Below are 11803 nucleotides of genomic sequence, written 5' to 3'. Positions count from 1 at the left end.
TTCCTTTCCGGAGGGGAGGTCCGAAGAAGCGGGCGGGCGAGGCTAGGCGCCCCAGGCCTCGAACTCGTAGATGCGGGCGGCCGGATCGGTGTTCTGGGTGGGCTTGGTGACGACCAGCCGCACGTAGCGGGCGGTGGTGTTCACCGGGTGGGTGGTGGTGCCGGCGGTGTTGCCGGTGACATCGGCGACCGTCGTCCAGGGGTCGGTGGCGGCGGACCGGACCTGGAGGGAGAAGTCCCGGGTGTTGTACGAGGCGCTCTCGCCGCCCGCCGACGCGTGCTTGACCACGAGCTTGGACAGCTGCTTCACCGAACCGAGGTCCACCTCCAGCCACTTGGCGGAGTCGAGGGTGCACCACTTGTCGCCGGTGCCGCCGCTGACGCTGCCGTTGACGGCCTTGGCCGGGCCCTCGTTGGCGTTGCACTGGCCGGAGGCGGTGGCCGGGCGGTTCAGTGCCAGATTGGTCGAGGTCGGCGGCGTGCTGTTCCAACCCACGGTCGTGCTCGCGGCGTTGGAGCGCCCATAGGTGGTGGACACCGCCTCGACGTCCAGCGTGGTGGCGGCCTCGGTACCGGCCCGGTCGAGGCGTCCGACGAAGTAGGCGTCGTTGGGGGTGGCACCGAGGAAGGTCCGGCTGCCGTCGGCGTTGCGCCGGTACACCTCGTAGTGGTGCACGTTGCCGCCGGGCGCGGCCGTCCAGGACAGTCGCAGGGACTGGCTGGAGCCGGGCGTCACGTCGCTGGCGCCGAGCACGGTGAGACCGCCCGGCGCCGCCGGGGTCTCCACCGTACCGTCGTAGACGGCGACTTGGCCGACCCGGAGGTCGTAGGAGGGGTCGGAGCCGTCGACCTGGAGCGCGATCTGGGCGATGGTGCGGCCCGCGTACGGGGAGAGGTCGAGGGTGTGCCGCTCCCAGCCGGTGCCCGTCTCGGCGCCGACGTCGATGGTCGTGAAGCTCTTCGGGGAGTCGGTGAAGGCGACGGCGGCCTTGAGCCTGGTGGGTCCGGCGGCCGGGGTCTTGACCACCAGGTCCAGCTTGGTCGTCGCCGCGACCGGCAGCCTGGTCTCGTACAGCCGCACGGTGTTGGCGGCGTCCAGGGTGCCGGTCAGGCGCAGCGAGGAGCCGCCCTGGTAGGCGTCGGTGAAGTCGACGGTCGGGGTCAGCTTGCTGCCCGCGGAGTCGACCATCCAGCGGTAGGTGGGCGGGACGTCCTGGAGCGAGAGGTTGTTCCAGCCGCCGGTGGCGACCCGGGTGCCGCCCGCGTTGTAGAAGTCGCCCTGCCCGGTGTTGAAGCTGGTGACGAAGGGCTTGGCGGTGATCGGCGAGGACTCGGCGACGTACCCGGCCAGGCCGGGCCAGCTCGACGAGAGGTCGGTCCGGGACGGGTCGTTGGCGGCGCCGACCCAGTAGCGGGCGTCCTTGGCGTAGAAGTCGGCGCGGTCGGTGGCGGACTTCCAGGTCCACTCCGGGCGGTAGAGGCCCAGCGAGGTGGTGTGCGGCTTGCCGGACGGGAAGAGGCTGTTCCAGTCCACCGAGGAGTTGTAGCCGTTGGCCTCGGTGTCGATGCCGGAGTAGAGGTCGTACTCGCTGCGGCCGAGTTGGCGGGCGAGCGCCCGGGAGGAGTTCAGGCCGCTCGCCGACCAGTCGAAGTTCAGGAACATCGAGTCCGAGGTCTTCTTCGAACCGTCTTGCAGGAACGGCGAGTTGGCGGAGGTGAGGGCGTTCTGCCAGTTCACCGCGCCGGAGGTGGTCATCGCGTCGTACCACATGAACTCGGTGCCGCTCTGCGCCTTGGTGTACTGCATGAGGTTGCGCACCTCGCCGGCGAGGGCCGAATCGCCGCCGCCGGTCTCCTGGTTGATGAACCAGCCGTCGAAGCCGTAGTACTGCGCGGCCTGGACGAGCTTGTCGGCAACGGGGTACCGGCTGCCGGACTTCTGGACGAAGTCGCGCACCCACTGGATCTGGCCGCCGTACGCGCCGGGCGGGAAGAACACCGTGCCGTAGACCTTGACGCCGTTGCGGTGGGCGGCGTCGATGACGGTCGGGTTGGGAGCGAGGATCAGGCCCTCGCCGGCCGAACCGCCCCAGAACACCAGCTTGTCGACGTACTGCCAGTAGCCGAAGGCGTAGTAGTTGGGGTCGGCGGAGCCCTGCGAGGGGTTGTTGGAGGTGGGGCCGAAGGACACCAGCGAGGCGATCCGGCCTTCGCCGGTACGGGCGTTGGGGTTCGCCTTGAGCGCCGGGTCGCTGGTGCGCGGCTGGAGGGGGACGCGCGAGCGGTTGAACCGGGCGTCCGGGTCGGTGGCCGGGTCCCAGCCGAGGATGCCGCTGGGGTACCAGTACGAGGCGTAGGGCTGGCTGCCCTGACCGGCCGTGGCGGCGGGCGCCGGGGCGGGTGCCGGGGCGGCCGAAGCCGAGGCCGAGGGGACGGCGGTCAGCGCGGCCGTCGCGAGGGCGGCGCTGAGCAGCAGGGGGAGGCGTCGTGACATGCGCTGGCTCCGATCGAGCGGAGGAGGGTGGGGGCGGGCCCGCCGTCGGGTACGGGGGCCGGGTGCATGCGGGCGTGCCGGTGCCGGATCAGATGGGACGGTGCGGAAGCGGTGCGAGTGGGGGCCGTCACCGCTGCGGCGGTTCCTCGACGTACGGGCGCGGCGGAAGCCGGACGGAGTACGGCGGTACACGCCGAGCAGTGCGCGCCGAGCGGTGCAGCGGCCCGCGCCGAGCTGGACCCGCTTGGCGCTGCGAGGCTAAACCGGTTCAGAACCGCTGTCAACGACTCGCGCAGCAACCACTCCGGGGAGTGAGCCGACGGCCGCCCCGGGAGCACCGGAGGAGGCCGAGCCCGCCGGGACGGGCCCGCCGGGCGGCGAGGTGGACTCCCGCACGGTCAGCCGCGGCGTGGGCATCTGGAGGTCGCGCCCGGGCCCGGCCTCGTCCAGGGCCTCCAGCAGGCTGCGGGCGACCTGCTCGCCGAGCGCGAAGGTGTCCCGGCTGAGCGCGGTCAGCGGCGGGTGGACGATCCGGGCGAGCACCGAGTCGTCGAAGGAGACGATGGACAGCTCGCCGGGGACGGCGACGCCCATCTCCCCCGCCACGCCGAGCCCGGCGACGGCCATCACGTCGCTGTCGTACACGATCGCGGTGGGCCGCCCGGCCCGGGAGAGCAGGGTGCGGGTGGCGGCCGCGCCCTCCGCGTCGCTGAAGTCGGTCGGCACCGACACGGCCTCCTCCAGGCCGAGCCGGCGCGAGGCGTCGCGCAGCGCCCGGATCCGCCGCTGGGTGTGCTGGAAGTGCGGCAGCCCGGCCAGGTGGGCGATCCGGCGGTGCCCGATCGCGGCCAGGTAGTCGACGATCGAGAGCATCGCCTCCCGGTCGTCGGCCCAGATCCGCAGCTGGTTGCCGCCCTTGCCGGGGCCGCCCAGGACGACCGCGGGCAGTCCGAGGCCGTCCAGTACCGGCAGTCTCGGGTCCTTGACCTGGAGGTCGACCACGATGAAGCCGTCGACCCGGTGCTCGGAGGCCCAGCGGCGGTAGACCCCGATCTCGGCGGCGGTGTCCTCGACCACCATCAGGTGCAGCGCGACGGAGCTGGCCGAGAGCACCGCCTGGAGCCCGGAGAGCAGTTGGCTGAAGAACGGCTCGACCCCGATGGTGCGGGCCGGGCGGGCGATCACCAGGCCGACGGCGTCGGCCCGGGCGCCGCCGAGGGCGCGTGCGGCGCTGTGCGGGCGCCAGTTCATCTCCTCCGCGACCCGCAGGATCCGGGTCCTGGTGGCCTCGCTCACGCCAGGGCGGCCGTTGAGCGCGAAGGACACCGCGCCCTTGGAGACACCGGCCTGGCGGGCGATGTCGGCGATCGTCGGTCTGCCCACGGAACCCGGCTCCTCTCTTGACATCCAAGTTTAGGCCGGAGCATAGTCCCTGCCATAGCTAGACCGGTTTAGTTAGCCAGGTTCCGGAATCCGGCACAACCCCCGAGCTCAGCACGATCCCCCACCCACCCCCAGGACCGGGAGACCCTCATGCGAAGAATCTGGGCGGCACTGACGACAACGGCCTTCACCGCGGCAGCACTCACCGGCTGCGGACTCGGCTCAGGCGACACCAAGAACAGCGACAGCGTGGCGAGTGCGGCCGCCACCGGTGAGGTCAAGGGCAAGGTCTCGTTGCAGACCTGGGCGCTCAAGCCCAAGTTCACCGACTACATGCAGGGCGTCATCGACGGCTTCAAGAAGAAGTACCCCGGCGTCGAGGTCGAGTGGCTCGACCAGCCCGGCGAGGGCTACTCCGACAAGGTGCTCAGCCAGGCCGCCGCCGGCACCCTGCCCGACGTGGTCAACCTCCCGCCCGACTTCGCCCTCCCGCTGGCCCGGAAGGACCTCCTGCTGGACGTCGCCAAGGCCGACCCCAAGCTCTCCGACGAGTACGTCGCCGGCGGCGTCGACGCCTACCGCTTCGCCGGCCGGGACGGCACCTTCGGCTACCCCTGGTACCTCAACACCGATGTGAACTACTGGAGTTCGGAACTCCTCAGCAAGAACGGCCTGGACCCGAACAAGCCCCCGGCCAGCCTGGACGAACTGATCGCCCAGGCCCGGGTGATGAAGGAGAAGTCCGGCGGCCAGACCTATCTGATGAGCCGCAAGCCGGGCCTGGGCGACCTCTACAACGCCGGTGTGAAGCTCATGTCCGACGACGGGAAGACCTTCACCTTCAACACCCCCGAGGCCGCCGCACTGCTCGACAAGTACCGCGACGCCTTCAAGGAGGGCCTGCTGCCCAAGGACGTGCTGACCAACACCTACGCGGGCAACTCCAAGCTGTTCAACGCCGGCACCGCCGCCTGGACCACCGCGGGCGCCAACTACATCACCAGCCTCGCCACCGACAACCCGACGCTGGCGCCGAAGGTCGTCTCCTCCCCCGCGCTGGCCACCCCGCCGCTGTACGTCCAGGGCGTCTCCATCCCCAAGAGCACCAAGAACCCGGCCGCCGCGGTCGCCCTCGCCCGCTGGGTCACCAGCGCCGAGAACCAGGCCGCCTTCGCCCACCTGACCAGCATCTTCCCGTCCACCAAGGCCTCGTCCGACGACCCGTTCTTCAGCAAGAGCGACGGCACCAACGCGGGCGACGCCCGGGTGACCGCCTTCAAGTCGCTGGCCAAGGCCAAGCTGATCCAGCCCGTCCAGGTCGACGACGCGATGAGCACCATCGTCAACCAGCAGATCGCCCTGGCCATCAGCGGCGACGCGAGCTCCAAGCAGGCGCTGGACAGCGCCGTGGAGCAGTGCAACCGACTGCTCAAGGGCTGACCCCGCCACGCCCCACCCGGTACTGGCGACGCGGCGGGTCCCCCACACCCGCCGCTCCCCGGGAATGACCCGCACCACCCCAGGCTCCAGGAAGGCAACCGCATGACCCACCGGCGTTGGTTCACCCCCTGGCTGCTCGCCGGGCCCGCGATCGTCTGGCTGGCCGTCTTCAACCTCTGGCCGGCCGTCAACACGGTGATCCTGTCGTTCACCAACGCCAAGCCGCTGGGCGGCGGGCAGTTCACCGGCCTGGAGAACTACGGCCGCCTGCTGGACGACGAGCAGCTCGCCGACGCCCTGCTCAACAGCATCGTCTTCATGGTGGTCTGCGTACCCCTGCTGACCGTCCTGCCGCTGCTGCTGGCCCTGCTCGTCCAGCGGAAGATCCCCGGCATCACCTTCTTCCGCACCGCCTTCTACACCCCCGTGATCGCCTCCGCCGTCGTGGTGGCGCTGATCTGGGGCTGGGTGCTGGACGACCGCGGGCTGGTCAACGGCGTGCTCCAGCAGACCGGGCTGAGCGACTCCCCGGTCTCCTTCCTGACCGACCGCTGGCTCCTGCTGTTCAGCGCCATCGCCCTGACCGTCTGGAAGGGCCTCGGCTACTACATGGTCATCTACCTGTCCGCCCTCGCCAACGTCCCGCGCGAGCTGCACGAGGCGGCGGCCGTGGACGGCGCCGGCTCGCTGCGCCGCTTCCGGCACGTCACCCTGCCCGGGGTGCGGCCGACCATGATCCTCATCTCCGCGCTGATCTCGGTGAGCTCGCTGCGCGTCTTCTCCGAGCTGTACGTGCTCTCCCACGGCCAGGGCGGCCCCGGCGGGCGGGACATGTCGGTGGTCATGCTGATCCAGATGTACAGCCGCGGCTTCAACGGCCACCTCGGCTACGCCTCGGCGCTCAGCCTGCTGCTGTTCGTCGTCACCCTCGGCCCGATGCTGCTCCTGATGCGCCTGAACCGGAAGGCGGCCTGACCCGTGACCACCCGCCACCAGCCGACCGAGGCCGTCGAAAGCTCGCGCGACCCACGCGACTCCCAGCGCTCCCGCGGCTCCCAGCCCTCCCGTGGCTCCCGGGGCTCCCGGGGCTTCAACACCCCCTCCCGCGCCGGGACCGCCACCCGCTACCTGCTCCTGCTGCTCGTCCTCCTGCTGGTGATCGGCCCCTTCCTGTGGCAGCTGTCCACCTCCCTCAAGGGCCCCGCCGAGGACGTCTTCACCCGCACCCCGGTCTTCCTGCCCGAGCAGCCCACCGTCGGCAACTACGGCAAGGTCGCCGACACCATCCCGGTGTGGACCTACGCGCTCAACTCGGTGATCGTCGCCGCCGTCTGCATCACCGGGAACGTGGTCGGCTGCACCCTGGCCGGCTACGCCCTCGCCCGGCTGCGCTTCCGCGGCGCCAAGCTCGTCCTCGGCCTCTTCCTCGCCACCCTGATCCTCCCCGGCGAGGTCACCATCGTCTCCCAGTACGTGCTGGTGCGCGGCCTCGGCCTGGCCGACAGCCTGGCCGGCGTGGCGCTCCCGGGCTCCATCGCGATGCTCAACGTGCTGCTGATGCGCACCGCCTTCGCCGCCGTCCCGGTCGAACTCGACCAGGCCGCGCTGGTGGACGGCGCCACCGTCTGGCAGCGGCTGTGGCACATCGGCCTGCCGAACGTGCGCGGCATGATCAGCGTGATCGTCATCTTCACCTTCATCGGTGCCTGGGACGACTTCCTGTGGCCGCTGATCGTGCTCAACGACCCGCAGAAGTACACCCTGACCGTCGGACTGCAGTACCTCAACGGCACCTTCTCCGCCAATCCCCGGCTGATCGCGGCCGGCACCATGATCGCCTTCCTGCCGATCGTCGTGGTGTTCGGCGTCTGCCAGCGCTTCTTCTTCAAGGGCGTCGAGGAGGGAGCCGTCAAGGGATAGCGCCACCGCCCGCCCGTACGCCCCACCCAGTCGAGGAAGCTCTCCGATGACCACCGCCCCCCGCTTCGGCGTCAACTACACCCCCAGCGTCGGCTGGTTCCACCACTGGCTCGACTTCGACCTCGACGCCGTGCGCGCCGACTTCGACTCCATCGCCGGACTCGGCCTGGACCACGTCCGGGTCTTCCCGCTCTGGCCGCTGTTCCAGCCCAACCGCACGCTGATCCGCCCGCGCGCCGTCGAGCAGTTGGCGGCCGTGGTGGACGCGGCCGGCGAGCGCGGACTGGACGTCGCGGTGGACGGCCTCCAGGGCCACCTGTCGAGCTTCGACTTCCTGCCCGCCTGGACCCGGACCTGGCACCGGCGCAACCTCTTCACCGACCCCGAGGTCATCGACGGCCAGGCCGCCTACCTGCGCACCCTCGCCGAGGCGCTGCGCGAGCGGCCCAACTTCCTCGGGATGACGCTCGGCAACGAGATCAACCAGTTCTCCGGCTACCCGCACCCCGACCCCGACCGGGCCACCCCCGACGAGGCCGAGGCGTGGCTGCGCCGGATGCTCGACGCCTGCGAGCAGGGCGCCCCCGGCCGGCTGCACCTGCACGCCTCGTACGACGCCGCCTGGTACCTGGACGAGCACCCGTTCACCCCCTGGCACTCGGCCCGGATCGGCTCCGCCACCGCCGTGCACTCCTGGGTGTTCAACGGCACCGCCCAGCGCTACGGCGCCCACTCCACCGCCACCGCGCAGCATGCCGCCTACCTGGTCGAGCTGTCCAAGGCCTGGGCGGACGACCCGGCCCGCCCGGTCTGGCTCCAGGAGGTCGGCGCGCCCGCCCCGCACATCACCGCCGAGGACGCGGCCCGCTTCACCGGGGCCACCGTGGCGGCCGCGCTGGACTGCCCGGACCTGTGGGGCGTCACCTGGTGGTGCTCGCACGACGTGGACCGCTCACTCGCCGACTTCCCCGAACTCGAATACAGCCTCGGCCTGTTGACCACCGACCGGAAGGTCAAGCCGGCCGGCGCCCGGCTCGCCGAGGCCGCCGCCGAGGCCCGCCGCTCCTGGCGGCCGCCCGCACCGCGCAGCACCGCCGTGGTGGTCGCCACCGGCGACGAGGTCACCTCCCCGAAGCGTTCGGTCTGCGGGCCCGGCGGCCCGGTGTACGAGGCGTTCATGCGCCTCGCCGAGGCCGGCGCCCGCCCGACCACCGTCCTCGCCGAACGCGCCGAGGACCGGGCGCACCTGGCCGCGCGCGGCATCACCGAGGTGGTCCACCCCGACGGCGTACGTTCTCTCTAGGTCCTCCCCCGGCCAGGCGCCCCCAGCCGCGCGCCCCTCAGCCCCGAACCCCTCAGCCACGCAACGGAGCCCGCTGACATGCACGATGACCGCACCCTCGTCGAGTCCCGCCTCAAGCGCGTCCTGGACGAGCGCATCCGCCCGGCCGTGTACCCCGAGTCCGTCCCGCTGGAGGTCGGCATCTGGACGGCCCCCGGCGAGCCCGTCCCGGTCGCCGAGGGCCTGGCCGCGCCGCGCGCCCCGATCGCTGTCGGCGACGCCTGGGGCGCGCCCTGGGGCACCAGCTGGATCACCGTGACCGGCACCGTCCCCGAGGCCTGGGCCGGCCGCACCGTCGAGGCGCTGATCGACCTCGGCTTCGACGCCAACATGCCCGGCTTCCAGTGCGAGGGCCTGGTCTACCGCCCGGACGGCACCCCGGTGAAGGGCCTCAACCCGCAGAACCAGTGGGTGCGGATCGCCGCTCCGGCGGCCGGCGGGGAGCAGGTGCTGCTGCACGTCGAGGCGGCCGCCAACCCGGTCATCCTCGACTACCACCCCTTCCTGCCCACCGAGTTGGGCGACAAGGAGACCGCCGGGGACCGCCCGCAGTACAAGCTGGCCCGGATGGACCTGGCCGTCTTCGACGAGACGGTCTGGCAGCTGGTGCTGGACCTGGAGGTGCTCGGCGAGCTGATGGCCGAGCTGCCGGTGGAGGGCGCCCGCCGCTGGCAGCTGCTGCGCGCGATCGAGCGGGCGCTCGACGCGATCGACCTCCAGGACGTCAACGGCACCGCCGCACAGGCCCGTTCGGAGCTGGCCGGGGTGCTGGCCGCGCCCGCCGTGCCGTCCGCGCACCGGATCAGCGCGATCGGCCACGCGCACATCGACTCGGCCTGGCTGTGGCCGCTGCGCGAGACCGTCCGCAAGGTGGCCCGCACCACCGCCAACATGACCGCGCTGCTGGAGGACGAGCCGGACTTCCTCTACACCATGTCCCAGGCGCAGCAGTTCGCCTGGATCAAGGAGCACCGCCCCGAGGTGTACGCCCGGGTCCGCAAGGCCGTCGCCGAGGGCCGGTTCGTCCCGGCCGGCGGCATGTGGGTCGAGTCCGACACCAACATGCCGAGTTCGGAGGCGATGGCCCGCCAGTTCGTGCACGGCAAGCGCTTCTTCCTGGACGAGTTCGGGGTGGAGAACCAGGAGGCCTGGCTGCCGGACACCTTCGGCTTCACCGGCGGCCTGCCGCAGATCATCCGCAACGCGGGCTCCAAGTGGCTGCTGACGCAGAAGATCTCGTGGAGCCAGGTGAACAGGTTCCCGCACCACACCTTCCTGTGGGAGGGCATCGACGGGACCCGGATCTTCACCCACTTCCCGCCGGTGGACACCTACAACTGCTCCATGAAGGGCAGCGAGATCGCCCACGCGGCGCGGAACTTCAAGGACAAGGGGGTCGCCCGGCACTCGCTCGCCCCGACCGGCTGGGGCGACGGCGGCGGCGGCACGACGCGCGAGATGGTCGGCAAGGCCGCCCGGATGAACGACCTGGAGGGCTCCGCCACCGTCCGCTGGGAGAAGCCCGCCGAGTTCTTCGCCAAGGCCGAGGCCGAGTACCCGAACCCGCCGGTCTGGGTCGGCGAGCTCTACCTGGAGCTGCACCGCGCCACCCTGACCAGCCAGGCGAAGACCAAGCAGGGCAACCGGCGCAGCGAGAACCTGCTGCGCGAGGCCGAACTCTGGTGCTCCACCGCCACGTTGCGCAACGGTGCGGCCTACCCGTACGAGCAGCTCGACCGGATCTGGAAGACCGTCCTGCTGCACCAGTTCCACGACATCCTGCCCGGCTCGTCCATCGCCTGGGTGCACCGCGAGGCCGAGGCCACGTACGCGGCGCTGGCCGGGGAGCTGGAGGAGCTGATCGGCGCGGCCCAGCAGGCGCTGGCCGGGGAGGCCTCGGGCGGACGCGAGCTGGTGTTCAACGCCGCGCCGCACCCGCGCTCCTCGGTGCCGGCGGGCGGGGCCGCGTCCGTCGCCGTCGCCGGCCCGGTCTGCGAGGCGGTCGAGCGGCCCGAGGGCGGCTTCACGCTGCGCAACGGCCTGCTGGAGGTCGTGGTGGACGCCGAGGGCCTGATCGCCTCGGTGGTCGAGGTCGCGAGCGGCCGGGAGACCGTCGCCCCCGGCAGCCGCGCCAACCTGCTGCAGCTGCACCCCGACTTCCCCAACATGTGGGACGCCTGGGACGTGGACCAGTTCTACCGCAACACCGTCACCGACCTGACCGGCGTGGACGCGATCACCGCCGACCGCGCCGCCGACCGGGCCTCGGTGCGGATCGCCCGCTCCTTCGGCTCCTCCACGGTGGTGCAGACGCTCACCCTGCGGGCCGGCGAGCAGCGGGTGGACATCGACACCGAGGTCGACTGGCACGAGACCGAGAAGTTCCTCAAGGCCGCCTTCCCGCTCGACGTGCACACCGAGCGCTACGCCGCCGAGACCCAGTTCGGCCACCTCTACCGGCCCACCCACACCAACACCAGCTGGGACGCGGCCAAGTTCGAGGCCTGCAACCACCGCTTCGTGCACCTGGACGAGCCCGGCTGGGGCGTCGCCCTGGTCACCGCCTCGACCTACGGCCACGACGTCACCCGCACCGTGCGCGACCACGACGGCGGCACCACCACCACGGTCCGCTTCTCGCTGCTGCGCGCCCCGCGCTTCCCCGACCCGAAGACCGACCAGGGCCTGCACCGCTTCCGGCACGCCCTCGTCCCGGGCGCGGCGATCGGCGACGCCGTCCGCGAGGGCTACCGGATCGGCCTGCCGGAGCGGCGGGTCACCGGCACCGCCGAGCGGGTCGCGCCGCTGGTGGCGGTGGACGACGACGCGCTCGTGGTGAGCGCGGTCAAGCTCGCCGACGACCGCAGCGGGGACCTGATCGTCCGCGTCTACGAGGCGGGCGGCGGGCGCGCCACCGGCCGGCTCACCACCTCCTTCCCGCTGGCCGGCGCCGTCCCCTGCGACCTGCTGGAGCGGCCCTGGGACGGCACCCGGGGCGAGGTGACGGTGGCGGACGGCGCGGTGCGGCTGGCGCTGCGCCCGTTCGAGCTGGTCACGCTGCGGCTCAGCGCGACTGTCTAGGGACCGTCCGGGCCGCCGTCCAGGGTCCGTCCGGGCCCGCCGACCGCCCGCCTGTTCTACGCTGTGCGGCGCCCCGGCCCCCACCCGCCGGGGCGCCGCCCCCCACCCGCCGGGTGGCCCCCGGGGCGTGCACCCCCCAGTTAG

At 71.9% G+C, this 11803-nt stretch carries 7 protein-coding genes; 5 read left to right on the top strand and 2 right to left on the bottom strand.

Annotation, left to right across the window (positions count from 1 at the left end; translation table 11 throughout):
* Nucleotides 1-42 precede the first annotated feature (42 nt).
* On the bottom strand, nt 43-2493 hold the full coding sequence (locus ACFQ6N_RS11430; protein WP_380648556.1) for a discoidin domain-containing protein: 2451 nt from the start codon (nt 2491-2493) through the stop codon (nt 43-45).
* A 258-nt stretch (nt 2494-2751) separates the two neighbouring features.
* Nucleotides 2752-3876 carry a LacI family DNA-binding transcriptional regulator gene (locus ACFQ6N_RS11425; RefSeq protein WP_380648555.1) on the bottom strand — a complete coding sequence of 375 codons (1125 nt, stop codon included), beginning with the start codon at nt 3874-3876 and terminating at the stop codon, nt 2752-2754.
* A gap of 150 nt (nt 3877-4026) precedes the next feature.
* On the opposite strand from ACFQ6N_RS11425, the gene ACFQ6N_RS11420 reads away from it, so the two are divergent.
* The 5 genes from ACFQ6N_RS11420 (at nt 4027) to ACFQ6N_RS11400 (ending at nt 11659) form a co-directional block, all read left to right on the top strand.
* Entirely contained in the window at nt 4027-5316 is a 1290-nt protein-coding gene (locus ACFQ6N_RS11420; RefSeq protein WP_380648554.1) for an ABC transporter substrate-binding protein, read from the top strand.
* A 102-nt stretch (nt 5317-5418) separates the two neighbouring features.
* Nucleotides 5419-6291 (top strand): carbohydrate ABC transporter permease, encoded by an 873-nt coding sequence (locus tag ACFQ6N_RS11415; RefSeq protein ID WP_380648553.1) that lies wholly within the window; start codon nt 5419-5421, stop codon nt 6289-6291.
* 3 nt (nt 6292-6294) lie between these two features.
* Nucleotides 6295-7236, top strand: coding sequence for a carbohydrate ABC transporter permease (locus ACFQ6N_RS11410; protein WP_380648552.1), 942 nt, complete (start codon nt 6295-6297; stop codon nt 7234-7236).
* Between the two features lie 46 nt (nt 7237-7282).
* The gene (locus ACFQ6N_RS11405) at nt 7283-8539 is read left to right on the top strand and encodes a glycosyl hydrolase (protein WP_380648551.1); all 1257 of its coding nucleotides are present in this window, start codon (nt 7283-7285) and stop codon (nt 8537-8539) included.
* Nucleotides 8540-8617: 78 nt separating this feature from the next.
* The gene (locus ACFQ6N_RS11400) at nt 8618-11659 is read left to right on the top strand and encodes an alpha-mannosidase (RefSeq protein WP_380648550.1); all 3042 of its coding nucleotides are present in this window, start codon (nt 8618-8620) and stop codon (nt 11657-11659) included.
* Nucleotides 11660-11803 lie beyond the last annotated feature (144 nt).

The sequence above is a fragment of the Kitasatospora sp. NPDC056446 genome (assembly GCF_042796115.1).
Lineage (GTDB): Bacteria > Actinomycetota > Actinomycetes > Streptomycetales > Streptomycetaceae > Kitasatospora.
The sequence above is the reverse complement of the archived record's forward strand: the minus strand, read 5'-3'. Positions and strand labels throughout refer to the sequence as shown.

What these genes read in the sequence shown, in the direction of transcription:
- ACFQ6N_RS11430 (WP_380648556.1), bottom strand. Translation starts at nt 2,493, where the DNA reads ATGTCACGACGCCTCCCCCTGCTGCTCAGCGCCGCCCTCGCGACGGCC.
- ACFQ6N_RS11420 (WP_380648554.1), top strand. Translation starts at nt 4,027, where the DNA reads ATGCGAAGAATCTGGGCGGCACTGACGACAACGGCCTTCACCGCGGCA.
- ACFQ6N_RS11415 (WP_380648553.1), top strand. Translation starts at nt 5,419, where the DNA reads ATGACCCACCGGCGTTGGTTCACCCCCTGGCTGCTCGCCGGGCCCGCG.
- ACFQ6N_RS11405 (WP_380648551.1), top strand. Translation starts at nt 7,283, where the DNA reads ATGACCACCGCCCCCCGCTTCGGCGTCAACTACACCCCCAGCGTCGGC.
- ACFQ6N_RS11400 (WP_380648550.1), top strand. Translation starts at nt 8,618, where the DNA reads ATGCACGATGACCGCACCCTCGTCGAGTCCCGCCTCAAGCGCGTCCTG.